At 70.3% G+C, this 26,034-nt stretch carries 18 protein-coding genes and 4 pseudogenes; 14 read left to right on the top strand and 8 right to left on the bottom strand.

Going from position 1 to position 26,034, the window contains the following annotated elements; all coding sequences use genetic code 11:
- Positions 1 to 339: 339 nt before the first annotated feature.
- From adhE to ppdK, 3 genes and pseudogenes are all read right to left on the bottom strand, one after another.
- Positions 340 to 2,983: pseudogene (gene adhE, locus QBL25_RS00595) on the bottom strand (bifunctional acetaldehyde-CoA/alcohol dehydrogenase).
- 635 nt (positions 2,984 to 3,618) lie between these two features.
- Complete coding sequence (locus QBL25_RS00590) at positions 3,619 to 3,999, bottom strand: hypothetical protein (protein WP_409054957.1); 381 nt, start codon at positions 3,997 to 3,999, stop codon at positions 3,619 to 3,621.
- Between the two features lie 86 nt (positions 4,000 to 4,085).
- On the bottom strand, positions 4,086 to 6,782 hold the full coding sequence (gene ppdK / locus QBL25_RS00585; RefSeq protein ID WP_409054956.1) for a pyruvate, phosphate dikinase: 2,697 nt from the start codon (positions 6,780 to 6,782) through the stop codon (positions 4,086 to 4,088).
- 273 nt (positions 6,783 to 7,055) lie between these two features.
- On the opposite strand from ppdK, the gene QBL25_RS00580 reads away from it, so the two are divergent.
- The 4 genes and pseudogenes from QBL25_RS00580 to QBL25_RS00565 all read left to right on the top strand — a co-directional run bounded on the left by QBL25_RS00580 (position 7,056) and on the right by QBL25_RS00565 (position 9,732).
- The gene (locus QBL25_RS00580; RefSeq protein ID WP_409054955.1) at positions 7,056 to 8,012 is read left to right on the top strand and encodes a universal stress protein; all 957 of its coding nucleotides are present in this window, start codon (positions 7,056 to 7,058) and stop codon (positions 8,010 to 8,012) included.
- 185 nt (positions 8,013 to 8,197) lie between these two features.
- A pseudogene (locus QBL25_RS00575) lies at positions 8,198 to 8,884 on the top strand (pyruvate formate lyase family protein); the annotation flags it as partial.
- Between the two features lie 13 nt (positions 8,885 to 8,897).
- The gene (locus tag QBL25_RS00570) at positions 8,898 to 9,290 is read left to right on the top strand and encodes a universal stress protein (RefSeq protein WP_409054954.1); all 393 of its coding nucleotides are present in this window, start codon (positions 8,898 to 8,900) and stop codon (positions 9,288 to 9,290) included.
- A complete protein-coding gene (locus QBL25_RS00565) occupies positions 9,232 to 9,732 on the top strand; it encodes a universal stress protein (protein WP_409054953.1) in 501 nt (166 codons plus the stop codon). Before QBL25_RS00570 ends, QBL25_RS00565 begins: the two co-directional genes overlap by 59 nt.
- A gap of 66 nt (positions 9,733 to 9,798) precedes the next feature.
- On the opposite strand, the gene QBL25_RS00560 is transcribed toward QBL25_RS00565, so the two are convergent.
- Positions 9,799 to 11,562, bottom strand: a complete 1,764-nt coding sequence (locus QBL25_RS00560; protein ID WP_409054952.1) for a SulP family inorganic anion transporter — start codon at positions 11,560 to 11,562, stop codon at positions 9,799 to 9,801.
- Positions 11,563 to 11,871: 309 nt separating this feature from the next.
- Here QBL25_RS00560 and QBL25_RS00555 point away from each other — a divergent pair.
- The 9 genes and pseudogenes from QBL25_RS00555 to QBL25_RS00515 all read left to right on the top strand — a co-directional run.
- Positions 11,872 to 12,748: pseudogene (locus QBL25_RS00555) on the top strand (universal stress protein); the annotation flags it as partial.
- Between the two features lie 91 nt (positions 12,749 to 12,839).
- Positions 12,840 to 13,712 (top strand): universal stress protein, encoded by an 873-nt coding sequence (locus QBL25_RS00550; protein WP_409054951.1) that lies wholly within the window; start codon positions 12,840 to 12,842, stop codon positions 13,710 to 13,712.
- A 154-nt stretch (positions 13,713 to 13,866) separates the two neighbouring features.
- Positions 13,867 to 16,251, top strand: coding sequence for a phosphoketolase (locus QBL25_RS00545; RefSeq protein ID WP_409054950.1), 2,385 nt, complete (start codon positions 13,867 to 13,869; stop codon positions 16,249 to 16,251).
- 30 nt (positions 16,252 to 16,281) lie between these two features.
- Positions 16,282 to 17,295 (top strand): type I glyceraldehyde-3-phosphate dehydrogenase, encoded by a 1,014-nt coding sequence (gene gap, locus QBL25_RS00540; RefSeq protein ID WP_409054949.1) that lies wholly within the window; start codon positions 16,282 to 16,284, stop codon positions 17,293 to 17,295.
- Positions 17,295 to 18,035: an HAD family hydrolase gene (locus QBL25_RS00535; protein ID WP_409054948.1), complete on the top strand. Its 741-nt coding sequence runs from the start codon at positions 17,295 to 17,297 to the stop codon at positions 18,033 to 18,035. Before gap ends, QBL25_RS00535 begins: the two co-directional genes overlap by 1 nt.
- 14 nt (positions 18,036 to 18,049) lie before the next feature.
- A pseudogene (locus QBL25_RS00530) lies at positions 18,050 to 18,289 on the top strand (glycoside hydrolase family 65 protein); the annotation flags it as partial.
- Positions 18,290 to 19,190: 901 nt separating this feature from the next.
- Positions 19,191 to 19,922, top strand: a complete 732-nt coding sequence (locus tag QBL25_RS00525; protein WP_409054947.1) for a CBS domain-containing protein — start codon at positions 19,191 to 19,193, stop codon at positions 19,920 to 19,922.
- Positions 19,923 to 20,246: 324 nt separating this feature from the next.
- Entirely contained in the window at positions 20,247 to 20,678 is a 432-nt protein-coding gene (locus QBL25_RS00520; RefSeq protein WP_409054946.1) for an Hsp20/alpha crystallin family protein, read from the top strand.
- Positions 20,679 to 20,860: 182 nt separating this feature from the next.
- Positions 20,861 to 21,733 carry a universal stress protein gene (locus QBL25_RS00515; protein WP_409054945.1) on the top strand — a complete coding sequence of 291 codons (873 nt, stop codon included), beginning with the start codon at positions 20,861 to 20,863 and terminating at the stop codon, positions 21,731 to 21,733.
- Between the two features lie 290 nt (positions 21,734 to 22,023).
- Here the strand turns inward: QBL25_RS00515 and QBL25_RS00510 are convergent, their stop codons facing one another.
- A complete protein-coding gene (locus tag QBL25_RS00510) occupies positions 22,024 to 22,230 on the bottom strand; it encodes a DUF2180 family protein (RefSeq protein WP_409054944.1) in 207 nt (68 codons plus the stop codon).
- A gap of 628 nt (positions 22,231 to 22,858) precedes the next feature.
- Here QBL25_RS00510 and QBL25_RS00505 point away from each other — a divergent pair.
- The gene (locus QBL25_RS00505; protein ID WP_125509839.1) at positions 22,859 to 23,140 is read left to right on the top strand and encodes a metal-sensitive transcriptional regulator; all 282 of its coding nucleotides are present in this window, start codon (positions 22,859 to 22,861) and stop codon (positions 23,138 to 23,140) included.
- Positions 23,141 to 23,178: 38 nt separating this feature from the next.
- Here the strand turns inward: QBL25_RS00505 and QBL25_RS00500 are convergent, their stop codons facing one another.
- The 3 genes from QBL25_RS00500 to QBL25_RS00490 are packed head-to-tail and all read right to left on the bottom strand — an operon-like array spanning position 23,179 to position 25,711.
- Entirely contained in the window at positions 23,179 to 23,928 is a 750-nt protein-coding gene (locus tag QBL25_RS00500; protein ID WP_409054943.1) for a sulfite exporter TauE/SafE family protein, read from the bottom strand.
- Positions 23,925 to 24,296, bottom strand: coding sequence for a rhodanese-like domain-containing protein (locus QBL25_RS00495; RefSeq protein ID WP_409054942.1), 372 nt, complete (start codon positions 24,294 to 24,296; stop codon positions 23,925 to 23,927). The genes QBL25_RS00500 and QBL25_RS00495 overlap by 4 nt, the downstream gene beginning before the upstream one ends.
- A 38-nt stretch (positions 24,297 to 24,334) precedes the next feature.
- The gene (locus QBL25_RS00490) at positions 24,335 to 25,711 is read right to left on the bottom strand and encodes an MBL fold metallo-hydrolase (RefSeq protein WP_409054941.1); all 1,377 of its coding nucleotides are present in this window, start codon (positions 25,709 to 25,711) and stop codon (positions 24,335 to 24,337) included.
- Positions 25,712 to 26,034 lie beyond the last annotated feature (323 nt).

Raw genomic sequence — 26,034 nt, 5'->3', positions numbered from 1 at the left:
GATGCCGCCGTGCCGCACAAGCGGTGGCCGCTACTGTACGGGCGTGCAGGCCGAGCGGTCGGCACGACGGTGTCCCGGGGGTTCGACGTGCAGGCCGCCCGTGCGGCTCGACGTTGTGGCCGACGGGCCGGCGCCCTGGTGGCCGTGGACTTGCGGGTCAGTGACACGGCGGCACTACCGATGATCCGGAGCCGGCCGGCTCTCCTCGCTGAATGGAGGCCACCTCAAGGTGGGCCGACGTGATGCGGTCCAGCCGCCCCGGTCTCCTCGGACCGAAGCGGCTGGACCTGCCGTGCCTTTCCGGACGGGGCCACCCCGCCCCGTCCGGAAAGGCCACCCTCAGCCGTGGTATGCCGCGCGCATGATCCCCTGCATGTCGTCCAGCATCGGCATCCGCGGGTTGGCGGGTGCGCACTGGTCCTCGTAGGCGTTGAGAGCCTGCCGCGGAAGGGCGTCCAGGTAGGAACGCTCATCGACGCCCAGCGCCCGGAACGTCGGCTCGATGCCGACGGCGTCCCGGAGCTGTTCGACAGCCCGTGCGAGCGATTCCACGCCTTCGGCCGGGGGTGGTGGCGGGCAGGCCGAGGGTGCGGGCGATGTCCTGGAAGCGCTCGGGGGCGCGGTAGCTCTCGTACTTGGGCCAGCCCGTCAGCTTCGTCGGAACGGTCCCGTTGTAGCGGATGACGTGCGGCAGCAGGATCGCGTTGGTGCGCCCGTGGGCGACATGGAAGGTGGCGCCGAGGGTGTGGGACATGGCGTGGACGATGCCGAGGAAGGCGTTGCCGAAGGCCATGCCCGCGATGGTGCCGGCATTGTGCATCTTCTCCCGTGCCTCCGGCGCTCCGTCGCGGTCGGTCACCGCCGCCTCGATGTTGCCGAAGACGAGACGGATCGCGTGCAGGGCGAGGCCGTCGGTGAAGTCGTTGGCGTAGACGGAGACGTACGCCTCGATGGCGTGGGTGAGGGCGTCGAAGCCGCTGTCGGCGGCGAGCTCCGGGGGCAGCGCGGTGGTGAGCAGCGGGTCGACGATGGCCACGCTCGGCGTGAGTGCGTAGTCGGCCAGCGGGTACTTCTTGCCGGTCGCCGGGTCGGAGATGACGGCGAACGGGGTGACTTCCGCACCGGTGCCGGAGGTCGTGGGAACGCAGACCAGACGGGCCAGCTTGCCCAGCGTCGGGAAGCGGAAGGCGCGCTTGCGGATGTCGGAGAACTTCTGTCGCATGTCGGCGAAGTCGATGTCCGGCTGCTCGTACAGCAGCCACATGACCTTGGCGGCGTCCATGGGGGAGCCGCCGCCGAGCGCGATGATCGTGTCGGGGCGGAACTCCCGCATCAGGCGGGCGCCTTCCTCGACGGAGTCGATGCTGGGCTCGGGCTGGACGTTGTCGATGATCTGGAGGATGACCGGTTCGCGGCGCTGTTGCAGGACACGGCTGATCCGGTCGACGAACCCCAGGCGGGTCATCGTGGCGTCGGTGACGATCGTGACGCGGTGGACGTCCGGCATGGAGGTCAGGTAGCGGATGGCCTGCGGCTCGAAGTAGATCTTCGGCGGGACCTTGAACCACTGGAGGTTGTTGCGGCGGGTGGAGACCCGCTTGATGTTCAGCAGCTGGGCGGCGGAGACGTTGTTCGACACCGACGTGCTGCCCCAGGAACCGCAGCCCAGTGTGAGCGAGGGCAGCAGGCCGTTGTAGATTCCGCCGATCGCCCCCTGCGAGGACGGGGCGTTGACGATGACACGTACCGTCTTCATCCGCTTGCCGTACGCCTCCGCCAGGGCGCGGTCCTCGGTGTGGATGACCGAGCTGTGGCCCTGGCCGTGGAAGGCGACCATGTCGGCCGCCAGGTCGAAACCGTGGCGCTCGTCCTCGGCACGCAGCACGGCCAGGACCGGGCAGAGCTTCTCGCGCGTCAACGGCTCGTCCGCGCCGACCCGTTCGGCCTCGACCAGGATGAGGGAGGTGCCGGCGGGCACGGCGAAGCCCGCCTGCTCGGCGATCCACTCCGGGCTCTGTCCGACGGCGGCGGCGTTGACCTTCGGCTCGCAGCCCGCGCCGGAGCCGCCGGACGCGGGGAAGAGGAATGTCTCCAGTCTCGCCTTCTCCTCGGCGGTCGCGAGGTGGGCGTGGAGGCCACGGAACTCGGCGAGGGCCGCGTCGTAGATGTCGGCGTCGAGGATGACGGCCTGCTCGGAGGCGCAGATCATCCCGTTGTCGAACGACTTCGACAGGACCAGGTCGTTGACGGCCCGGCGCAGCTTCGCGCTCCGGTGCACATAGGCGGGGACGTTGCCGGCACCGACCCCGAGGGCCGGCTTGCCCGCCGAATAGGCCGCCTTCACCATGGCGTTGCCGCCGGTGGCGAGGATCAGCGAGACGCCGGGGTGCCGCATCAGGGTGCTGGTCGCCTCGACCGACGGGGCTTCGACCCACTGTACGCAGTGCTCCGGCGCGCCCGCGGCGACGGCCGCGTCACGGACGACGCGCGCCGCCTCGGCGCTGCACCGCTGGGCTGCGGGGTGGAAGGCGAACACGACCGGGTTACGGGTCTTCAGTGCCAGCAAGGCCTTGAAGATCGTGGTGGAGGTCGGGTTGGTGACGGGGGTGACCGCCGCCACCACGCCCACCGGCTCAGCGATCTCGATCATGTCCTCGATGTCGTCGCGGGCTATGACCCCGACGGTCTTCATGTGGCCCATGCTGTGCGTGACGTGCTCGCACGCGAACGTGTTCTTGGCCGCCTTGTCCTCGAAGATCCCGCGTCCGGTCTCCTCGACCGCCAAGCGGGCCAAGCCGGTGTGCTGGTCCAGGGCCGCGACCGACGCCTTCTTCACGATGTGGTCGATCTGCTCCTGGGTCAGGGACTCGTAGTCGTCGAGCGCCTTCAGACCGGCCGTGACCAGTTGGTTCACGGCGACCGCGGTGTCGGACGGAAACTCTGGGCCGGCCGTGGCGCGGGTCCGCGCGTCCTGTCGGGTCATGGTGGTCTGCCTCCGTCGTCAAGGGCCGCCATGCGAGTGCGGCGGCGCTGAAGCGGGAGCGGTTTCGCGGGGAAGCCGCTTCCTTCGACCACTCTCACGCCTGGGCCATGCCGGGCGCGGGCGCCGAAGGACCCCTTCCGGGCCCGCACGGCCCGCGCGGGCGGGGCCTGTTGGCCCCGGACGGCCCAGGTCTGTCGGCCCCCGGGGCGCGACGGCCCGGGGAGCGGTCGGCCCCGGGGGACCGGCGGCGGCGAACCGTACACGAGTCGTCGACTCGCGGTCGTCAGACCGTCACCACCCCCGACGACGCCCTCGGGCCGTCACATCGCACCGATGGTCCCCGGAACCTGCCCGCGCCGCCATGCGCGGACGCTCCGTCCGCGGAGACCTGCGACAGGCACCGGCGGATCGCGGTGCCGGTGAGTCAATCCTCCTCGGCCGGCACAGAGAGCCGTTCCGCCCCTCGATGTGTCACCGGTTGGGCCGCGTGCGGGAAGGTGACGGACGGCCTGCTCGGGACGCATCCCGACCACGCACAGCCCGCTCGTCCACGCACTGCCCTCCCGCCACCTCGTCCGTCCAGGCAGTGCCCGCCGACGGGGTGACGGTCGAGCGGCTTCGCAGGAGCGCCTCCGCTACAGCGGACCACCGCGCCACGGGGGCGGCGGGGCCGCCCTGCGGGCCTCCGCCCTGCGGTGCGCCGTGCGGTCCGTGCGCTCGCGCAGCCGGTCCCGCAGCCGGTCGGCCAGTTCCCGGGCGCTGGCCTCGCGGGCGTGGACGATGACGAGGCCGCCGCCCAGCCTGATCTCGGCCCCGGCCGACCAGGGCAGCTCGACGTGGTGCCCGGTGGCCCTGACGACGCGTACCTCACCGCTCACGGGCGCGAGCCCCGGCCGGTCCAGGGCGGCGCCGATCTTCTCCTTGAGATACGCCAGCGACTCCTCGTCCACCTCTCCCTCGGCGCGCACCCGCACGGTGTCGGTGATGTCGCCAGTACCGCCGACCTTGTCAGTCATGTGTCCCACCCCTTGCCCTTGTTCCGCCCGGCATTCCGGGCCTGATGCCCGTGCCGCCCCGTTCTCCGGTCCCGCCCCCGGCCCGCTCACCTGCTGTCACTCGCGTCGGTCCCCTCCAGCGCGGCCCGCCCGGCCTCCAGCCGTGCCACGGGCACCCGGAACGGCGAGCACGAGACGTAGTCCAGGCCGGTCGCGTGGAAGAAGTGGACCGAGTCGGGGTCCCCGCCGTGTTCGCCGCAGACGCCGATCTTCAGGTCCGGCCGTGCGGCACGGCCCTCGGTGACGGCGATCTCGACGAGCCTGCCCACACCTTCCCGGTCGAGGGTCTCGAACGGGGAGGTGGGAAAGACGCCCTTGTCGAGGTAGGCGGAGAAGAACTCCGCCTCCACGTCGTCGCGGGAGAAGCCCCATGTGGTCTGGGTGAGGTCGTTGGTACCGAAGGAGAAGAACTCGGCCTCCCCGGCGATCCGGCCGGCGGTCAGCGCGGCGCGGGGCAGCTCGATCATGGTGCCGACGGGGCAGGAGACCGCCACGCCCGACCGCTCGGAGACCTCGGCGAGCACCCGCCGCACCTCCTCGCCGACGATCCGCAGCTCGCGGACGTCCCCGACCAGCGGAACCATGATCTCCGCCCGGGGTGCGCCACCGGCCCGCGTGCGCTCGACCACCGCCTCGCCGACCGCCCGTACCTGCATGGCGACCAGACCGGGCACCAGCAGGCCCAGCCGGACACCGCGCAGGCCCAGCATCGGGTTCTCCTCGTGCATGCGGTTGACGGCGGCCAGCAGCTCCACGTCGTGCGGGGCCGGCACCTCGCCGCGTGCCTCGGCTGCGGCGATGCGCACCGCGAGGTCCGTGCGGTCGGGCAGGAACTCGTGCAGCGGCGGGTCCAACAGCCGGATCGTGACCGGCAGGCCGTCCATCGCCTCCAGGATTCCGGCGAAGTCCTGCCGCTGGAGGGGCAGGAGGGCCGCCAGGGCCCGGTCCCGTTCGGTGTCGGAGCCGGCCAGGATCATCTCCTCGACCAGCTTGCGGCGCTCGCCCAGGAACATGTGCTCGGTGCGGCACAGGCCGATGCCCTGCGCGCCGAACCGGCGGGCCCGTGCCGCGTCCTCGGGGGTGTCGGCGTTGGCCCGCACCTCCAGGCGTCGCACGCTGTCCGCGCGGGCCAGGGCACCGGCCACCGCGTCGACCGTCCCGGCAGCGTTCTCGTCGCGCGTGCCGTTTTCCAGGAAGCGGATGACCGCGGAGTCGGCCAGCGGCACCGGTCCTTGGTACACAGCTCCGGCCGAACCGTCCACGGAGAGCACCGTGCCCTCCTCGACGACCGTGCCGTCCGGGGTCGTGAATCGCCGTGCCCCGGTGTCCACCGACAGCGCCTCGGCGCCGCACACGCAGACCTTGCCCATGCCGCGGGCCACTACGGCCGCGTGACTCGTCTTGCCGCCACGGCTGGTGAGGACGGCCTGCGCGGCGATCATGCCGGGGAGGTCGTCGGGGGTGGTCTCCTGACGGACCAGCACCACCTTCTCGCCGGCTGTCGCGCGCCGCACGGCCTCGGCGGAGTCGAAGACGGCGGCGCCCACCGCGGCGCCGGGCGAGGCCGGGACGCCGTGAGCGAGCGGCTCGCCGGTCGCGTCGGCGTCGAACCGCGGGAACATCAGCCGGGCCAGCTGCTCACCGCTCACCCGTACGAGCGCCTCGTCCTGGGTGATGGTCCCTTCGTCGGCCAGCTCGGCGGCGATGGCGAAGGCGGCCTCCGCGGTGCGCTTGCCGACCCGGGTCTGCAGCATCCACAGCGTGCCGTGCTCGATCGTGAACTCGATGTCGCACAGGTCCCGGTAGTGCCCTTCCAGGGTCTGCATGTGCGCGCGCAGCCGGTCGTAGGAGCCTGGGTCCAGGCGTTGCAGCTCGGTGAGCGGCACCGCGTTGCGGATGCCGGCCACGACGTCCTCGCCCTGCGCGTCGGGCAGGTAGTCGCCGTAGAGTCCGGGCCGCCCGGTGGCGGGGTCACGGGTGAAGGCGACACCACTGCCGGAGTCGGCCCCGAGGTTGCCGAAGACCATGCGCTGGACGTTGACGGCCGTGCCCAGGTCGTCCGCGATGTGCTCACGCCGTCGGTACAGGCGAGCGCGTTCCCCGTTCCAGGACGCGAACACGGCAAGCACCGCACGGCGCAACTGCTCGGCGGGGGACTGCGGGAAGGTCTCGCCGGTCTCGTCCCGGATCAACTCCTTGAACGTATCGACCAACCCGGCGAGGTCACCGGCCGTCAGGTGTACGTCGTCCTGTACGCCGCGCGTTTCCTTGAGCACCGCGATCTCACGCTCGAAGTGCGCGCTGTCGACACCCATGACCGTACTGCCGAACATCTGGACGAGGCGCCGGTAGGAGTCCCAGGCGAAGCGCTCGTTGCCGGAGACCTTGGCGAGACCGAGGACGGATTCGTCGTTCAGGCCGATGTCGAGGATCGTCTCCATCATGCCGGGCATGGAGAACCGTGCGCCGGAGCGGACGGACAGCAGGAGCGGCCCGTCCGGCTGCCCCAGCAGCCGGCCCGCGGCGCGTTCCAGGGCCGTCAGGCGGTCGGACACCTCGCGCCACATGCCCTCGGGTTCACCACCGCTGTCCAGAAAGGCCCGGCACGCCTCGGTGGTGACGGTGAAGCCCGGGGGCACGGGCAGGCCGAGCCGGGTCATCTCGGCGAGGTTGGCGCCTTTGCCGCCGAGCAGGCCGGCCATGTCCCGGCCGCCCTCCGTGAAGTCGTAGACGTAACGGACCATGACGCGCGCTCCTCTGCTGCGGGGCTCGGTGTCTCCAGCCTCGGACGGCGCCGACACGGGCGCGAGGTGCCGCCGGTCCCCTCGGGTGGGCCGACCGGCCCTGTGCCGCGCCGGGAAACGCGGCCGGGCGAGCCCCTGGCGTCGTAGGACGACCACTCGGCATGTAGGGCCCGGCGAGACCCGGACCAGGGCCGAGTGGCCCTGGAGTCGCCGTCCGTCAAAGAGGAGGCTCACAGACATCAGGAGGTATACCGACTCGGGAGAGGACGCGTCATGCTTCACGACATCGCCGTGGGGGTCGACGGCTCGCCCGCGAGCCTTGCCGCCGCGCACTGGGCGGCTCACGAGGCACGGCGGCGGGGCACCGGTCTCCGCGTGGTGCACGCCTGGAACCGCCACCCCCGCCCCGCGCCGTCCGTTCCCATCGACTGTACCGAGCACGACTGGGCCGAGAAGATTCTGCTGGAGGTCGCAAGCGGTCTCCGGGCGGCCCACCCGGACCTTCGGATCACCGAGCGGCTGGTGTGCGACTCGACGGTCGCCGCCTTGCTCGCGGTGGGCGCCGACAGCGACATGCTGGTACTCGGCTCGCTCAGCCTGGGAGCCATCGGCGGCTTCGTCACGGGGTCCGTGTCCCAGCGCGTCGTGGCCCGCTCCACTCACCCTGTGGTGCTGGTCCGGGCGGGCCGGGGAGTGGTGGGGGACCATCTTCCCGCCGCCGACGGCGTCGCTCCGGACGAGATCCCGAAGACGCCCTACCGTGAGGTCGTCCTCGGCCTGCACACCGGCCACCCCTCCGACGAGGTCCTTGAGTTCGCCTTCGACGCCGCCCAGCGGCGCGGCACCGGCCTGCGTGTGGTGCACGCCTTCCGGTCGCCCACGCGGCCTGTGTCCGACGCGTCGCTGGTCATCGCGCCCCCTGCTTCCGGCCGCCCGGCAACGGACCAGCAGGCGGAGTCGCCCGCGCGGGCCCAAGCCCAGGCTGACGCGGAAGGCGCGGTGAGCGCAGTGCTCCGTTCGTGGCGGGAGAAGTACCCGAGGGTCCCGGTGACCGAATCGGTCATCGAGGGCCGGGCCGCTGTGGAGTTGGTGCACTCGGCGCAGCACGCCGGGCTCCTCGTGGTGGGCCGCCGCGCGAGCGGCCACCGGCTCGGCGCCCACGTGGGCCCGGTGGCGCACGCGGCGCTCCACCACGCCGGTTGCCCCGTCGCCCTGGTACCGCACGGTTGAGGCGTTCGATCGCGCCCCTGCCGGGCCGGTGCGCGGCAGGGGACCTGTACGTACGGCGGGGGCCGAAGGTCCCGATCCCTGTCAGGGCCGCAGGGCCCCCTGGGTGCCCTGCCCGGCCCTCCTCTCCTCTCGAGCCCGGGACGAGTATCGGCCGTGGAGACGACGACCCGACGAGAGGACCTGGGATGACCGCGACGGTGACAGACGGCTCTGGGACCGCCGACGCCTGGCGGAAGTTCGCCGGAGGCGAGTGGCGCGAGCGCGTCGACGTGCGCGCCTTCGTCCAGACCAACTACACGCCCTACGAGAAGGACGCGTCTTTTCTCGCCGGGCCGACGGACCGCACCCGCGCCGTGTGGGAGAAGGCCAGCGCGCTCTTCCCGGAGGAGCGCAGCCGGGGTGTCCTTGATGTGGACGCCGCCACCCCCTCTACGATCACCTCGCACGCTCCTGGCTTCATCGACCGCGACCGCGAGCTGATCGTCGGCCTGCAGACCGACGCCCCCCTCAAGCGCGCGATCATGCCCAACGGCGGCATCCGCACGGTGGAGAACAGCCTCAAGGCGTACGGCTACGAGCCCGACCCCTTCGTCAGTAAGGTCTTCGGCAGCTACCGAAAGACCCACAACGACGGCGTCTTCGACGCGTACACGCCCGCGATGCGCACCGCCCGCAAGGTCGGCATCATCACCGGGCTGCCCGACTCCTACGGCCGTGGCCGGATCATCGGTGACTACCGAAGGGTCGCCCTCTACGGCACCGACCGTCTCATCGAGGCCAAGCGCGCCGAACGCGCCCTCCTGGACGCCGTGCCGTCCACCGCGAACGTCATCCGCGACCGTGAGGAGATCGCCGAGCAGATCAAGGCCCTGCGCCCGTGAGGCCATGCGCCGCGGCGTCTCGCTCAATCTCCTGCATGCCTGGACGTGGCACCCCCGCCCCGCCCCTTCGGTCCCCGCGGGCAGGGCCGAGCACGAGTGGGCCGAACAGATCCTGGATCGGGCGGCGGGCAGCCTCCGTGCCGCTTACCCAGGGCTGCGGGTCGTGGAGCGCCTGGTGAGCGACTCCGCGGTGGCAGCCTTGGTGGCCGCCGAGGACGACACAGAGCTGCTGGTGCTCGGTTCCCGTGGCCTTGGCCGAGTCTCTGGCTTCCTCCTCGGTTCGGTGTCCGAGCGGGTCATCGCCCGGTCCTCCCACCCCGTGGTGCTCGTACGGGCGGATGAGAGCACCGCCGACGAACACCTTCCCGCCGTGGACGGTATCTATCTCTCCCGATGAGATACCCGAGACCCCGTACCGCGATGTCGTCCTCGGCCTCGACATCCATCACCCCGGCGACGAACTGATCGAGTTCGCCTTTGAATCCGCTCGACGCTGCCGCTCCGCACTTCGGGTGATCCATGCCTACCGTGTGACATACGACCAGCCGGTGGAGGAACCGCAGGTACCGGTCTCCGGACCGGAACTGCTGGCGGCGCAGGAACGCGCCCTACAAGCGATGCTACGGCCGTGGTGCGAGAAGTTCCCGGAAGTCCCCGTGAGGGAAACCGTCCGTGAAGGACGGGCGGCCACCGCAGTGGTGGGCGCGTCAGCGGGAGCCTCCCTCGTCGTCGTGGGACGCCGGACTCGGGACAGTCGCCTCGGTGCGCACATCGGTGCCGTCACTTACGCGGCGCTGCACCACGTCCGCTGCCCGGTGGCTGTCGTCCCGCACAACTGAGATTGCCGGGACGGCCGTCCCGGCGTCGTGCTGAGGACACTCGCGCTTGAACGGCGAGTACCTGGACTACGGAGCTGATGGCGGTATGTCACCAGACGTCGGACTGGCTGGCGGCGACGTACGTGACGGGTAGAACTTGCGGTAGGCGGCCAGGGCCGTCGGAAGTGTGGGGAAGATCAGATCGGGGCCGACGGTCTCCCTCAGGCCGTACGCCTCCAAGTCGTCCAAGAGATCATGCTTCACCCGGGCGAGAGCGAAGACCACGCCCCGCCGGGTCAGTTCACGGCGCAGGGCATCGACCGCGTCCAGGGCGGTGATGTCGACTTCGACATTGGCCTCGGTGTTGAGGACGAACCAGTGGACCAGCCCATCGCGTTGGTCGACGGCGGCCAGGGCACGACGGTAGAAGTCGTCTGCGTTGGCGAAGAAGAGTGGCGAGTCATAGCGGTAGACCAACAGGCCGGGAACCGTTCGGGCCTGGGGGTAGTCGTCCACGTCATGCATGCCGGCCACACCTGGCAGCAGTCCTTCGATCGCATCGTGCGGGCGCGCGACCCGGGACAGCAGTTCCGCGACCGACAGGCCGATGGCTACCAGTACGCCGTACAGGATGTCCAGAGCAAGGACGCCGACCAGACAGCCGACTGCCAGGAGCAGCTCCCGGCGGCGACAACCCGCCAGGCGCCGGAAGCCCGCCAGGTCGATCATGCGTATGGTGGCGTACACGACGAGCGCCCCCAGGGCGGCTGTAGGGGTGCGGGTCAGAAATGGGCTGAGGAAGAGCAGGACAGCGAGGACCGCCGCCCCCGCGATCAGCGAGTAGGCCTGCGTGCGGGCGCCCGTCGATGATGCGAGTGCCGTGCGGCTGGCGCTGCTGCTCACAGGGAATCCATGCACAGCGCATGCGCCGAGGTTGGCCGCGCCCAGGGCCAGGAGTTCTTGATTGGCGTCCAGATCCGGCCCTTGATCGCCACGATCACGGAAGGCTCGCGCGGTGAGGATGACATCGGTGTAGCCGACCAGGAGCACTCCCAAAGCGGGCAGCAACAGGTGCGGCAGCTCGGTGAAGCCCGGCACGGCCAGGCCGGGCAGGCCCGTCGGGACCTCGCCGATCACTTTGACGCCGTGCCGGTTGTCGAGGTCCAAAATCACCACGGTCACCGTGCCGAGCACCATGGCCAGCAGAGGGCCGGGCAACACGGGGGCGAATCGACTTACGGCGAGCACGAACGCGAGCAGGGCGACACCCAACACCAGCGTGGTCGGCTGGGCCTCCGCCAGATTCCCCGCGAAGGACCAGAGCTGGGGGAAGAAGGCGGAGCCCGTTGTGTGCACGCCGGTGAGTTCTGTCAACTGATCGGCCATCATGATCAGTGCCACGCCCGCCAGATAGCCGATCAGCACCGGCCGGGACAGCAAATCGGCGACGAAGCCCAGCCGCAGCGCATACGCGACAAGACACAGCACCCCGACGGTCATGGCGAGAGCTGCCGTCAGTGCGGGGTAGCGGGCAGGGTCCCCGGCAGCGAGCGGGCCGACCACGGTGGCCGTCATGAGCGCGGTCGTCGACTCGGGGCCCACCGACAGCAGGCGTGACGAGCCGAGCACGGCGTACAGGGCGAGCGCGGGCAGGATCGCCCACAGCCCTGCGACCGGCGGCAGGCCGGCCACGCCCGCGTACGCCATGACCTGTGGGACGAGGTAGGCGGCCACCGTCACCCCCGCCAACAGGTCGCCCTTCAGCCACGAACGCCGGTAGCGGCAGAGGATGGCGAGCCCGGGCGCCGTGCGACGCCACTGCGCAAGGTGATCACCCGAGCTGAGGGGCATGAGTCTCCTTGTGATGCGTGTGCTCAGATCCTCGTCGGCGGGTTCGCGCTCCGGCTAGCCGCCACACCGGCCTCTGCCGGCGACACCCTGGGCCTTGGGAAGCTCTGCACAAAGCTGCCCCTCGTCCGTACCCACAGCCGGCTTCGCTGACCCGACGTGGGGCAGGGGAGGCGCGGCGGGCCCAGAATGGGGCCGCCGCGCCTGCGGCCATAGGGCCGAACGGCCCCGGCCAGGTCCCTGTGGCCCCTGCACAACCACCCCGATCGACACGACGCTGGAACCCTCAAGGGATTCCAGGAGGTGGAGACCATGCCGCGCACCATCATCGTGGGCCTCGACGGTTCGCCGGAGAGCCGGGCGGCGGCCGAATGGGCGGCCCGCGAGGCCAAGCTGCGCGGACTGGCGCTGAAGCTGGTTCATGTCCGGGAGCCACTGCCGTATCCGACGGTACAGGCGCCGCTCCTCGGCGCTGAGACACAGCAGCACTGGAGCGAGCGGGTCCCGAGTGAGTCCGCCGACGGGCTGCGGCTACGGCACCCGGGTGTCGAGATCACTGCAGAACACCTCACGGGTCGGCCCGCCGAGCGGTTGTCCGAGGTGGCGAAGGATGCCCCCCCTGCTTGCCCTGGGCTCGCGTGGTATGAGCGGGCTCGGCGGATTTCTGGTGGGGTCGGTGGGCCAGGCCGTCGTTGCGCGCGCAGAACGGCCGGTGGTCCTGGTCCGCGCCGAGGAACAGGCCGCGGACGAGCATCTGATGGACCCCGCGGGCATCCCGTCCGCCGCGACTCCTTACCGGCCCGTGGTCCTGGGGTTGGCCACCGACGACGACCCGGACCCCGCGCTCGTCGAGTTCGCCTTTGAAGCGGCTCGATGCCGCGCCACCACTCTCAGGGTCGTCCACGGCTGGAATCCGCCGCCCTACTACGCGTACGGCCTCGCCGCCGATCGCGATTTTCACAACGAGCTGTCCCGGCAGGAAGCCATCACCCTCAGGCACGCCCTGCGACCGTGGCGGCAGAAGTTCCCCTCCGTCGACGTCATCGAGGAGTCCCGGTACGGACCACCGGCGGAGCATCTGGTCGATGCGGCCCGTGAGGCCTGCCTGATCGTGGTGGGCCGTCGCGTCCGGCGGAGCTCCCTCGGCGTCCACATCGGTCCCATCGCGCACGCTGTCCTGCACCACGCCGTGAGGGCAGCGGACGAGTCCCCCGACAACGCGCTGCGCGGTCACGCCAAAGCGCGCATCGCCTTCGATCTCGCCACGGGAAGTGAGGATCATGGAACTGCCTCTGATAGTGGGCGTCGATGGGTCGGAGACCAGTTTGCGCGCCGTCGACTGGGCTGTCGGCGAAGCCGCCCTGCGCGGTGTGCCTCTGCGGCTCGTGTACGCCTCGTTGTGGGAGCGCTACGAGGGGGCCGCTCTCTCCGAAGCGCTTGGCGTGACCTCAGAACAGGTACAGGCCGACACCATCGTCGAGGCAGCAGCGGAACGCGCCCATCGCCGCGAGGCGAACGTGAAGATCTCCACCGAGGTACTGCGCGGAGAGCCGGTGCCCGAGCTGGTGAACGAGGGGCGTAACGCCTGCGCGCTGGTTCTGGGGTCCCGCGGCCGCAGCGGCATCACCGAGCTGCTCCTCGGCTCGGTATGCCTCGCGGTCGCCGCCCGTGCCGACTGTCCCGTGATCGTGCTGCGCGGCAGCCACGGCAACCTGGCAGAGTCTGCGGGGCGCGGACGCGTGGTGGTGGGGGTCGGCGAAGAGCCGGAAAGTGCGGTGGCCGTGCGCTTCGCCGTCCAGGAGGCGGCGCACCGCGCGGTGCCCCTCGAGGCGGTACGTGCCTGGCGATGCCCCGCGCACGAGACCGTCGACCATCCGCTGCTGGCGGGCGAGCCGGCCCGGCTGCACGAGGAGCAGGCGGCGACGGCCCTGGAAGCGGCGCTTTGGGACGTCCCGGCGGAAGTGGAACTGCACCGGCGTATCGCCGAAGGCCCCGCCCAGAAGGTGCTGTTGGCTGCCTCCGCCGGCGCCGATCTGCTCGTCGTCGGTGCCCGACGCCGGCACGGGCACTTCGGAATCCAGCTCGGCCGGGTCGCGCACGCGGTCCTGCACCACTCCGCCTGCCCGGTCGCTGTCGTACCGCAAAGGGTATGAGCGCCGTGACCGGCTCAGCGGCCCGCCGCATGGTCGGCGGCGCCTGCCGACCGCCGCTTCCCGGCCCTCGGCCGGGCGCCCCCGGCCCGCACCCGCTCCTGGGCCATGCCGCCCGCTCCACTCGATGACGTGCCTCGACGACTACGGAGTCACCATGCCCCAGACCGCACACCAGGACAGCACGGTACTGACCGACGCGGAACTGCGCGCCCTGGACGCCCACTGGCGAGCCGCCAACTACCTTTCCGTGGGCCAGATCTATCTTCTGGGCAACCCTCTGCTGACCAAACGCCTGACGCCCGCGCACATCAAGCCGCGACTGCTGGGCCACTGGGGGACCTCGCCCGGCCTCAACCTCGTGTACACCCACCTCAACCGGGTGATCCAGGCGCGGGGCCTGGAGGCACTGTGCGTGTGGGGGCCGGGCCACGGTGGCCCCGCCGTGCTCGCGAACTCCTGGCTCGAGGGCAGCTACAGCGAGACCTATCCGGATGTCCCGCGCGACGCGGACGGCATGGATCGCCTCTTCCGGCAGTTCTCGTTCCCGGGCGGAGTGCCCAGCCATGTCGCTCCGGAGACACCTGGCTCCATCCACGAGGGAGGCGAACTGGGCTATTCACTCGCTCATGCCTACGGCGCCGCGTTCGACAACCCGAACCTTCTCGTGGCCTGTGTGATCGGTGACGGGGAAGCGGAGACCGGCCCGCTGGCCGCTTCATGGCACTCCAACAAGTTCCTCGACCCGGTACACGACGGCGCGGTCCTCCCGATCCTCCACCTGAACGGCTACAAGATCGCCAACCCGACGGTGCTCTCCCGGCTGCCCGAGCCCGAGCTCGACGCACTGCTGCGCGGCTACGGCCACGAACCCATCCACGTCAGCGGCGACGACCCGCACGACATCCACCGAGCCATGGCCAAGGCCTTCGACCAGGCACTGGACCGCATCAAGTTGATGCAGTCGACAGCCCGCGAGGAAGGCGTGGCCGAACGGGTGCACTGGCCCGTCATCGTGCTGCGCACCCCCAAGGGCTGGACCGGGCCCGCCGAGGTCGACGGGGTCCAGGTCGAGGGCACGTGGCGCGCTCACCAGGTCCCTCTGTCCGGGGTACGCGAAAACCCGGAACACTTGAGGCAGTTGGAGGCCTGGCTGCGCTCGTACCGTCCCGAGGAGCTCTTCGACGCCGCTGGGCGGCCTGCCGCCGACGTCCTGGCCTGCATCCCCGAGGGCTCCCGTCGGCTCGGCGCCACCGGACACGCCAACGGGGGCCTGCTGGTGCGGAACCTCCCCGTTCCGTCCCTCGACCGTTTCGCCGTACCCGTCGACAAGCCCGGCGCCACGCTGCATGAACCCACCCGGATCCTCGGCGATCTCCTCGAACAGATCATGCAGGACACCTCGGAACGCCGCGACTTCCGTGTCGTCGGACCGGACGAGACCGCCTCCAACCGGCTGGGAGCCATCTACAACATCAGCGGCAAGGCGTGGCAGGCCCAGACCCTCCAGGTGGACGAACACCTGGACCGCCACGGTCGGGTGCTGGAGATCCTCTCCGAACACACCTGCCAGGGATGGCTGGAGGGCTACCTCCTCACCGGCAGGCACGGCCTGTTCTCCTGCTACGAGGCGTTCGTCCACATCGTCGACTCGATGGTCAACCAGCACATCAAGTGGCTCAAGACGTCACGGGAATTGCCGTGGCGGGCACCGATCGCATCCCTCAACTACCTGCTCACCTCACACGTCTGGCGCCAGGACCACAACGGCTTCTCCCATCAGGACCCCGGCTTCGTCGACCATGTCCTCAACAAGAGCCCCGAAGTCGTACGGGTCTACCTCCCGCCGGACGCCAACACCCTGCTGTCGGTGGCGGACCACGCCCTGCGCAGCCGCGACTACGTCAACGTGATCGTCGCCGGCAAGCAGCCGTGCTTCGACTGGCTCTCCATGGACCAGGCCCGCGCCCACTGCGCCCGCGGGGCCGGAATATGGGACTGGGCAGGCTCCGCGCACGGGGACCGCGAACCCGATGTCATCCTCGCCTGCGCGGGCGATGTCCCCACCCAAGAGATCCTCGCGGCCTCCGACCTGCTCCGGCGACACCTTCCGGAACTGGCCGTGCGGGTTGTGAACATCGTCGACATGACGCGGCTGCTGCCCCGTGAGGAGCACCCCCACGGAATGAGCGACTTCGAATTCGACGGCCTCTTCACCACTGACAAGCCGGTGATCTTCGCGTACCACGGCTACCCGTGGCTGATCCACCGGCTCGCCTACCGCCGTTCCGGACACAGCCACCTTCACGTCCGCGGCTACAAGGAAATGGGCACCACGACCACACCGTTCGACATGGTCGTCCGCAACGACATGGACCGCTATCGCCTCGTCATGGACGTCATCGACCGGGTTCCCGGCCTCGCGGTGCGCGCCGCCGCCGTGCGCCAGCACATGGCCGACACCCGCACCCGGCACCACGCCTGGATCAGGGAACACGGCACCGACATGCCCGAGGTCGCCGACTGGACCTGGACCGACTGAAACCCGCCCGTCACAAAGGAGTTCACGACCATGACCACACGCGTCGGCATCAACGGCTTCGGCCGCATCGGCCGCACCTACCTTCGCGCGGCACTGGACCAGGCCCAGGCGGGCACCCAGGATGTCGAGGTCGTCGCCATCAACGACATCGCTCCGCCCGCCACCCTGGCCCACCTCCTCGAATTCGACTCGACGTTCGGCCGCATCGGCCGCGAGGTCACCCACGACGACAGCTCCCTCACCGTCGACGGCCGGCGCATCGAGGTCACCGCCGAACGTGACCCGGCGGCCCTGCGCTGGGCCGACCACGGCGCCGACATCGTCATCGAGTCCACCGGCCGGTTCCGCGACCGCGAATCGGCCGCCCTGCACCTGAAGAGCGGGGCTCACACGGTGCTGCTCTCCGCACCCGGCAAGAACGCGGACGCGACCATCGTGCTGGGCGTCAATGACGACACGTACGACCACCACAGTGACCGCATCGTGTCGGCGGCCTCCTGCACCACCAACTGTGTGGCGCCGATGGTAAAGGTCTTGCACGAGACGTTCGGCATCGACCGGGGAGTGATGACCACCATTCACGGCTACACCAACGACCAGGCCCTCCTCGACGGTCCGCACAAGGACCTGCGCCGGGCCCGCTCGGCGGCCCTCAGCATCATCCCGACCAGCACGGGAGCCGCCCGCGCCGTCGGTGTGGTCCTGCCGGAGATGGCGGGCGTCCTGGACGGCATCGCCGTCCGCGTGCCGGTGGAGGACGGCTCGCTCACCGATCTCGCGGTGGTGCTGCGCCGCGAGACGACGGCCGACGAGGTCAACGCCGCCTTCGCCGAGGCCGCGGACGGCCCCTTGAAGGGCATCCTGCGGGTTTCGAAGGCGCCCATCGTCTCGCGTGACGTCATCGGGGATCCGGCGTCCTGCGTCTTCGACCCCGCCCTGACCCAGGCCAATGGCACGCTGGTGAAGGTCTTCGGCTGGTACGACAACGAGTGGGGCTACACCAACCGGCTTCTGGACCTCACCGCGCTGGTGGCCGACCGCTGATGGACACCGGCCAGGACGGCACGGTTGCCACACCCCGCGTACTGCGGGACACAGCGGCCGTGGTCTTCGACACCGACGGCGTGATCACAGACTCCGCCCGGGTGCACGCCGCCGCGTGGAAGACGGCCTTCGACGCCTCTCCGCTCTTGCGCGGCAGGCGCCCCTTCGACGTACGGGACGACTATCTTCGATACGTCGACGGCAAGTCGCGTCCCGACGGGGCAAGGGCCTACCTGGAGTCCCAGGGCCTGACCCCCACGGAGGCCGAGGTCCAGGCCGTCGCGGCCGACAAGGAGCGGTTGTACACCGACCGGCTGCGCGAGCACGGCATCGACGCCTATCCCGGCACGGTCCGCCTGCTGGGCGTCCTGCGCTCCGCCGGCGTCGCGACAGCCGCCGTCTCGGCTTCCCGGCACGCCCTCGAACTCCTCGAATACGCGGGAGTGCGCGATCTCTTCGACGCACTCGTGGACGGCTCCGAGGCCTCCCGGCTGCACCTGGCCGGCAAACCCGACCCGGCCCTGTTCCTGGAGGCGGCCTGCCGCCTGGGGACCCCCGCGGCTCGTGCCGCTGTCGTCGAGGACGCACTGGCCGGAGTCGAGGCGGGGCGCCGTGGCGGTTTCGGCGTGGTGATCGGGGTGGACCGGACCCACACGCCGGGTACCCGTGCCGCGTTGCTGAAGCACGGAGCGGACCTGGTGGTCGACGACCTCGCGGAGCTACTGGACTCGGAGGACTGACGATGCGGGCCTGAACCTGGGAGTACGAGGCATACGACCCGGCGCGGGTGCGTCTGCGCGAGTTCCTGTGCACCCTCGGCAACGGCTACTTCGCGATCCGGGGCGCCGCCCCCGAGTGGACCGCCGACTCCGTCCACTGTCCAAAGACGTACGTGGCGGGCTGCTGCAACCGGCTCACCTCTCAGGTGGCCGGGCGCCAGGTCGAGAACGAGGACATGGCCGACCTGCCCAACTGGCTGCCGCCGCAGGTCCGCCATGGATCGACCCTGAGCAACCTCGTCCACGGCTGGATGCTGGCCCGTGCCCTTCGTGCCCGGCCTGTGGCTTCGTGCAGGAGGCGCCCTGAGCGCTACGGCGGGCACGCTGGACCCCGTCCAGCGTGGTTCGACAGGGCTTGAGAACAGGGCAGGCGCCCTGCGGTTCGTCCGCGTTCCGCTGCCGGAACTTTCCGTTTACGGGATTTCGATCCGCAACCAGGGCCACTGGGGTGTCCGTCAGCACCTGCGGTCGGGGACGCTGCACCTCACCGTGCCGGACTCCGACCGCGATCCGGTCTCCGTCTCCGACCGCACGGTGTCGGGGATTTTGGGGGAGTCCCTGCGCTCGCACCCTGCCGAGCTGACCGGTCGGCACCGAGCACCGTGTCTGCAGGGTCGGTCGGCCCCAGGTCGCGCCCGGTCAGCCCATGGGCGCCCTCTCTCGTCCGTTGGACGATCGAAGCGTCACGAGCATGGAGGAGATCCGTTATGACGGACGACCGGTTCGGCCGACCCACGGTCCTTGCCCTACTCCCCGACGGCACCACCGTGTGCATCTCCTCGCTGACACCAGCCGATCACGGACAGGTGCGGGGACCATCTCGCAGCTCATCCGGACGCCGGCTGGCTCGCCCCGCGTGCCTGTGCAGGCCTCCTGGATCTGCAGGGCGGCTCCCAAGTGCGCTCCGCCTCGGGGCACTTGGTGGCCGGGTCCGCCGGTCTGCTCACCGGCGTGGTCAAGGACGAGGTCTTTGGCCCCTTCGTACTGTTCGGCGCGCATGGCAGCGGACCTGCCGGCTTTGAGGGGCTGGAGTAACTGTCGCTGCGCCTGCCCTTAGGGCGGGCGACCTGCAAAAGAATCCCTATCCGCGCCGACTCCGCTGAGGAAGGAACACTCATGAAGCACAACAAGGTCGGCTCCGTGATGACCAAGGAAGTCATCAGCGCCAAATACGACACCACGTTCAAGGAAGTGGCACACCTGCTGGCCCACCATCACATCAGCGGGCTGCCGGTGGTCGACGACGACGAGAAGGTCGTCGGAGTGATCTCCGAGTCCGACCTGTTGGCCCGCCAGGCGGCCACCCCCGACCGCTACGAGCCCAAGCATCGCTTCCAGCTCTCCGCGCTGTCCCGCAACTCCAAGGAGCAGGCCGCGAAGGCGAAAGCCCGCACCGCCGGCCAGCTGATGAGCGAACCACCCGTAACCGTTCACGCCGATGACACCATCGTCAAGGCCGCCCGCACGATGGCGCAGCGACGCGTGGAACGGCTGCCTGTCCTGGACGAGGAAGAGCGGCTCGTGGGCATCGTCACGCGGGGCGACCTGCTCCAGGTCTTCCTGCGGACGGACGCCGACATCCATGACGAGGTGATCGAGGAGGTGCTGGTGCGCGCGCTGTGGTTGTCGCCTCGGCTCATCGACGTGTCGGTGACCGAAGGCGTGGTCACTCTCGCCGGCCAGATGGAGCGCAGGAGTGAGACGGAGATTGCCGCCTCCATGGCGCGTCAGGTGGACGGCGTCGTCGCGGTGGTCGCCAAGCTCAGCTACCGGCTGGACGATTCACACCTCAGGCCGGACGAGCAGGCATTGCACGGCGTCACCGAAGAATGGCTGCGAAAGCTGTGAAAGCAAGCGGAAACCCATGCCCAGCAGCGTGTTGATCGCCTACGGGACCACCGACGGGCCGACTGCCCGGATCGCGGGTCCTCGACTTCCTGGGCTGCCGCCTCGGCCAGCCTTTGCTGTTCCATGAGGACTCACACCGTGTTCAGGTCGGTTCCTGCGGCCCCTACGGGCACAGCTGAGGCGCCGTGACACGCGCGCGACGGCTGTGAGCCCAGTCGGGGCCAGCCGGGCTCGAAGCAGGTCCGGTCGGCCCTGGTGGACGGGCCGGGGCGGCGCGACGCTGGGAGGGAAGGAAGACCCCAACTACGTGAAAGGTGGGGCGAGATGAGTGGCATGATCGAGCGGCTGCCGAACTGGCCGTCGGCCCTGCCCGACCTGTTCGGCTGGGTCGAGGCGGGACTGCCCGGCTTGCACACGGTGCCCGGGCTGCACGGTATCCGGATCGAGGAGTCCTTCACCGAAGGGACATACATCCTGCGGGCCGAGCTCCCCGGCATCGACCCCGCCAAGGACGTCGAAATCACCGTGACGGAAGGCGTCCTGACGCTCCGCGCCGAGCGCAGCACGGAGGCCACGGACAAACGCCACACGGAATTCCGTTACGGCACCTTCGCCCGCGCCGTCCGGCTGCCCGCCGACGCCCGCGGCGACGACGCCACGGCCGACTACAAGGACGGCGTACTGACCATCACCGTTCCGGTACCGGAGACGAAGACCGGCACCAAGACCATCCCGGTGCGGCACACCGGAGCGTAACCCGCCCGTACCGCCGGCGCCTGCGTGACCAGACCACATCGGCCGCACAGGCGCCGTGCCCACGTTCATCTGGGCGGGCAGCACCCCAAGACGGGCCGAATCGCTCTTTCTCCAACCGTTCCCGCCTCGGCCCGGTGTTGCCGGCGGTGCCCGAGCGAACCGGCAAGAAGGTGAGGGGGACGATGAAGCTGCCTCTGGTCGTGGGCATCGACGGTTCCGAGTCCAGCCTCCGGGCCACGGACTGGGCGGCCGCCTACGCGGCGCGGCATGGCCTTGTGCTGCGCCTGGTCCACGTGTCTGTACGAGAGTCGCACGAAGGCTCAGTATCCCCGGTGGAAGACCGATCCTCCCCGCACGTGGATGCCGACCTTCTGGTCCACGATGCCGCCGAACGCGCTTGGCGCAGCAAACCCGACGTGGAGTCCACCACCGAGGTGCTCTACGCGGACCCCGTGCAAGCGCTCCTGCGTGAAGGGCGGCACGCGACCGCGCTCGTCACCGGGTCACGCGGGCGTGTCGAGATCACGGAGCTGCTCCTCGGCTCGGTCGGCCTGGCCTTGGCGGCGCGCGCCGAGTGTCCAGTGATCGTGGTGCGGGGTGCTGCATTCAGTCGGCAGGGAAGGCACGAGCGCATTCTGCTCGGTGTCGGCAACAGCCCGGCAGCCGATGCCGTGGTGCGATTCGCCTTCGAGGAAGCGGAAGCCCGGCGCTGTGAGCTCCACGCCGTGCGTGCCTGGCGCCGCCCAGCCGTTGAGGGGGCCAGCCATCCTCGGCTTACCGCGCAGTCCGTGCACTTCCATCAGGAACAGGCCTCCACCCTGCTCGACGAAGCGGTGCGCGAGGCATCCATCGATCACCCCGGCGTGGTGGTGCATCGCGCCACCCCCGAACGTACCGCTCGCAAGGCACTCCTGCGCCGCTCAGCCGCCGCCGACCTACTGGTGGTCGGTGCCACGAGGCGCCACGGCCACATCGGTCTGCAGCTCGGCCGGGTGGCGCACGCGGTGCTGCATCACGCTCAGTGCCCCGTGGCGGTGGTCCCGCATCTGGGATGACGCTTACGAGGATCACGCCACGGGCGGACAGAGTGCCTTCCAACGTCACGCCAGTGCTGCCCCGCCCGCTTCGAGGCAGGCAGCAGGGCAGCAGGGGGCGCAACAGCCGGAGCCGGGGTACTGCTTCACGCCCGAGGCTGAGAGCTGGAGTTGTCCTACGTGGACAGGACCCCTCGTCCGTCGACCGAGAGCGTGGTGCCCTCCGGCACCGCGTTCCCACGGAGTGCCGTGAACCGACGCCTCTGGTCATCGACCGTGAGCGGCGCAGTGCCTCCGAGCGTGCGGTCGGCCTAACCCGTTGACTCCGCGTCGTGGCATACACCGCAGGTCATGTGACGTGCGTCGCGAAGACCGTGACTCAGCCCCATGCCCGCCACATGCCGCGCTTCCTCACCGGTCACGCGTACGTGTTTCGGGCACACTCCACCTCCACAATGGCGGCACACAGCGACTGCCTGCTCGGTTTCGCCGGCCTCGGCGCAGTCGTAGCACCTCATGCCGATCCCCTCTCACCCGAGATCGTGACTTTCGTTCATCGTGCCGCTCGGCACACCCGTGCGCTGTGGGCCAGTCGGCCCCGCTCCGGGGACGTCCGGCCCATGTGCCCATACAGCGGAGAGTCAGCCCGGCAAGGATGGGGAACCAGGGCTGCCTTCCCCGCGTCTCCCAGGCCGAACAGGACGCCCAGACGCATGGAGTGCTCTTCAGCGCCCAGCCAGTACTCCGGTGAGGAGTACGACGTGCTGGATGAGAATGTCGCGCGGCCGTCCCCGCCGCGTCACGCGAACCTGAGCTGCTTGGGACGCTACAGCTCCCGTGCCATGGTCCCGGCGGTCGGGGCCGGCGTGCGCTGCGTGACCCGGACGCCACCGGGCTCGACTACGAGGATGGGGTGCAGGAGTGACCGCGAACGCCACGACGGCCGCCCGCTTCTGCCGGAGGCTCAGCATGGCATCCCAGTGGTTTGGTGCGCCCGTGAGGATGAAGGCGGCGATGCCCGGGTCGGCCAGGCGCTGGGTGGCGATGGCGGAGCGGGCACCGGAGGCCCGGGGATTTATCTCTGCTCGGTTGGGGTTACCCCTTCGGTAGGGTACCCGCGGGGGTATCCAGAAGGAGTGTGTGGCTGTGGAACTGGCGATGGCGGCTGAGGAACTGAAGACCGTGGTCAACCGGCTGCGCCGGGCGCAGGGACAGATCGCCGGTGTGATCAAGATGATCGAGGAGGGGCGGGACTGCGAGGACGTGGTCACGCAGTTGGCTGCCGCGTCCCGGGCTCTGGACAAGGCGGGTTTCGCGATCATCGCCACGGGGTTGCAACACTGCCTGACCGATGCGGACATGGCCGCTTCCGGTGACCGGGAGGAGATGCGGGCCCGGCTGGAGAAGCTGTTCCTTTCTCTTGCCTGAAGCCGGGGCGCCGTCGGCATCTGATCGTCCGCCAGGTGTCAGATGAGGGTGTCGATGAGCATGAAGGCGGCTACGGCCAGGAGGACGATGGCGAAGGTGTGTTGCAGCAGGGTGCCGGTAACTTTGGCGGCCAGGCGTTTGCCGTCCCAGGCGCCGAGGATCGCCGCACCCGTGAAGGGGCCGATGACCGCCCAGTCGATGCCGGCGGTGGTGGCGCCGCGGGTGGCCAGGGAGGCTATGGAGTTCGCCGAGATGACCAGCAGGCTGGTGCCGACGGCGGCCTGCATTTCGAAGGCCAGCACGGTGACCAGGGCGGGGACGGCGAGGAAGCCTCCGCCGACCCCGAGCAGCCCGGTCAGCGCCCCGAGTCCCACGCCGGCGCCGGCGGCCTTTGCCGGTTGCACCACGGGCGTCCGAGCGGCGCTCGCCTGGCCGGGACGCAGCATCTTCGCGGCGGCGAGGGCTGCGATGGCGGCGAATGCGGCGGTCAGTACGGGCTGGGGCAGGCGGGAGGCGGCGGCTCCGGCCGCTGCGGCGGGCACCAGTCCGGCCGCGGCGAACAGGGCACCGGCTTTCCAGCGGACGTTGCCGGTGCGGGCGTGGGCGTACAGAGCGGTGAGCGAGGTCGCGGCGACGATGATCAGGCTGGCGGTGGTGGCGGCAGCCGGGGTGAAGCCGAGCAGATAGATCAGCGCGGGCACCGCCAGGACGCTGCCGCCCCCGCCGAGCGCGCCGAGCGCGAGGCCGACCACGGCTCCTGCGAACAGGGCCAGAATCAGCGCGCTCACGCTATGACACCGCCGCCGCCGCCCTGGCCGGTGACCGGCAGGCCCTCTCGAGCCCAAGCGACCATGCCGTCGGTGACGTCGGTGACGTCGGTGGCCTCGATGCCGCGGCCGGCCAGGAGCTTGGTGGCCTGCTGGGAGCGGTGACCGGAGCGGCAGATCGCCACCACCGGCCTGCCCTGAGCGGAGGGCGGGAGCGATGCCCCGGCCATCAGGCGAGACAGCGGCAGGTGCAGCGCGCCGGGCGCGTGTCCCGCCGCCCATTCCGGTGTCTCGCGCACGTCCAGCAGCACGGCCTGGCCGTCGCGGGTGCGTTGGTGAGCCTGTTTCGGGGTGAGGCGGCCGGGGCCGCGGCGAAGAAGCGGAAACATCGTCGGGTCACTTTCGTGCAGGTGGTGCGGGCGGGCTGTCAGTCGGTGGCATCGGGGCGGGTGAGGGGCAGTCCCGCCTCGGTGGCGGCGTCGAAGCCGTCGTCGACGGCGACCACGTCACGGCCTGCGGCATCCAGCAGGGAGGCGGCGATCGCCGCGCGCATCCCGCCGGCGCAGTGCACCCACACCACCCCGTCCGGCACCTCACCGATACGCCCGTGCAGCTCGTGGATCGGGATGTGGACCGAGCCGTCGATGTAGCCGTCCGCGCGCTCGGAATTGCGGCGTACGTCCAGGACGACCACGTCAGCGCCACGCTCGCGCACCTGGGCGAGGCCGGCGAAGCGGGCGCGGGGGAAGGAGGCGAGCTCTTCGCCGGGACGGATCCAGTCGGCCTGGTCGCCGGTCGCGGCGGCGGCCGGGCGGTCGATGCCCACCCGGGCCAGCTCCCGCTGTGCGTCGGTGATCTGCTCAGGAGTGTCGGCGAGCAGGGTGACGGGCTTGCCCCACGGGATCAGCCAGGCCAGGTAGGTGGCGAGCTTGCCCTCGCCCTCGAAGTTGAACGACCCGGCCACGTGCCCCTCGGCGAAGGCCATGCGGCTGCGCAGGTCCACCACCCATTCGCCCGCGGCCAGCCGGGCTGCGATCTCCTCGGCGTCCGCCCGCCGCGGCGGGGTGAGGTCGATCGGTGCGGGCCCTGCTGCGTTGGCCGGGCCCATGTGCGCGTAGTAGGCGGGCACGTCGTCCAGGCCGGCGAGTATCTGCGTGACGAAGGTGTCCACATCCAGGGTCAGCGCGTCGTTGGTGACGCGTTCCTTGCCGATCGTGGTCGCGTCCTCCTCGGCCTGCGAGGAGGAGCAGAAGCTGCCGAAGCCGTGGGTGGGCAGCACCGGTACCTCATCGTCCAGCTCGTCGACCAGGCGGTGGGCGGAGGCGTGCTGGGCGCGGGCCAGCTGCTCGGTCAGCCTGGGTTCAACCAGATCCGGGCGGCCCACGGTGCCGATCAGCAATGATCCGCCAGTGAACGCCGCGACCCCGCGCCCGTCCTCTGCAAGGGCGTAGGAGGTGTGGTGCGGGGTGTGCCCGGGAGTGGCGATCGCGCGCAGCGCCAGGCCATCGTCCACCGTGACCGTGTCGCCGTCGGCAACCGGGGTGCGGGCGAGGGACACCTGGGCCTCGGCCGGCACCAGGTAGGTGGCGCCCGTCACCCGGGCCAGTTCCAGACCGCCGGTGACGTAGTCGTTGTGCACGTGGGTCTCGGCCACGAAAGCGATGCGCACACCGCGCCGGGCTGCCGCGACGATGACCTGATCGATGTCACGCGGCGGATCGATGACCACCGCGGCACTGGGTCCGCCGGCCAGGTAGCTGCGGTTGCCCAGGCCCTCGAATTCCAGGGTGTCGATGAAGAACACGACGACGACTCCTCACGAACGGTGGGACGGTGTACCCCGGGGGGTATCTGACACTCACCCTAACAGCAATACCCGGGGGGGGTATTCCAGAGATGGACGGCACCCCCTTGCCAGGCGCCGCCTCAAGCTGCGCGGGTACCCGGTGGGGTATAGAGGAAACGGCCGTTTCCTGCCAGTGGGAGTGCTCATGTCCTACGACCGCACCGTGTCTGGCGCGGCGGCCGACATGCAGTGGCTCTCCCGCGTCGCCGCCGTCCACGCCCGGGTGATTTCACCCGGGCACGCCGCGTGCACAGTCCGCGACCGACAAGTAGGTCAAGTGA

The sequence above is a fragment of the Streptomyces sp. SYP-A7185 genome (assembly GCF_046103685.1).
GTDB lineage: Bacteria > Actinomycetota > Actinomycetes > Streptomycetales > Streptomycetaceae > Streptomyces.
The sequence above is the reverse complement of the archived record's forward strand: the minus strand, read 5'-3'. Positions and strand labels throughout refer to the sequence as shown.

What these genes read in the sequence shown, in the direction of transcription:
- QBL25_RS00515 (WP_409054945.1), top strand. Translation starts at nt 20,861, where the DNA reads ATGAAGCTGCCTCTGGTCGTGGGCATCGACGGTTCCGAGTCCAGCCTC.
- QBL25_RS00520 (WP_409054946.1), top strand. Translation starts at nt 20,247, where the DNA reads ATGAGTGGCATGATCGAGCGGCTGCCGAACTGGCCGTCGGCCCTGCCC.
- QBL25_RS00510 (WP_409054944.1), bottom strand. Translation starts at nt 22,230, where the DNA reads ATGAGGTGCTACGACTGCGCCGAGGCCGGCGAAACCGAGCAGGCAGTC.
- QBL25_RS00550 (WP_409054951.1), top strand. Translation starts at nt 12,840, where the DNA reads ATGGAACTGCCTCTGATAGTGGGCGTCGATGGGTCGGAGACCAGTTTG.
- QBL25_RS00535 (WP_409054948.1), top strand. Translation starts at nt 17,295, where the DNA reads ATGGACACCGGCCAGGACGGCACGGTTGCCACACCCCGCGTACTGCGG.
- QBL25_RS00560 (WP_409054952.1), bottom strand. Translation starts at nt 11,562, where the DNA reads ATGCCCCTCAGCTCGGGTGATCACCTTGCGCAGTGGCGTCGCACGGCG.
- QBL25_RS00580 (WP_409054955.1), top strand. Translation starts at nt 7,056, where the DNA reads ATGCTTCACGACATCGCCGTGGGGGTCGACGGCTCGCCCGCGAGCCTT.
- gap (WP_409054949.1), top strand. Translation starts at nt 16,282, where the DNA reads ATGACCACACGCGTCGGCATCAACGGCTTCGGCCGCATCGGCCGCACC.
- ppdK (WP_409054956.1), bottom strand. Translation starts at nt 6,782, where the DNA reads ATGGTCCGTTACGTCTACGACTTCACGGAGGGCGGCCGGGACATGGCC.
- QBL25_RS00570 (WP_409054954.1), top strand. Translation starts at nt 8,898, where the DNA reads ATGCGCCGCGGCGTCTCGCTCAATCTCCTGCATGCCTGGACGTGGCAC.
- QBL25_RS00495 (WP_409054942.1), bottom strand. Translation starts at nt 24,296, where the DNA reads ATGTTTCCGCTTCTTCGCCGCGGCCCCGGCCGCCTCACCCCGAAACAG.
- QBL25_RS00565 (WP_409054953.1), top strand. Translation starts at nt 9,232, where the DNA reads ATGAGAGCACCGCCGACGAACACCTTCCCGCCGTGGACGGTATCTATC.
- QBL25_RS00590 (WP_409054957.1), bottom strand. Translation starts at nt 3,999, where the DNA reads ATGACTGACAAGGTCGGCGGTACTGGCGACATCACCGACACCGTGCGG.
- QBL25_RS00525 (WP_409054947.1), top strand. Translation starts at nt 19,191, where the DNA reads ATGAAGCACAACAAGGTCGGCTCCGTGATGACCAAGGAAGTCATCAGC.
- QBL25_RS00545 (WP_409054950.1), top strand. Translation starts at nt 13,867, where the DNA reads ATGCCCCAGACCGCACACCAGGACAGCACGGTACTGACCGACGCGGAA.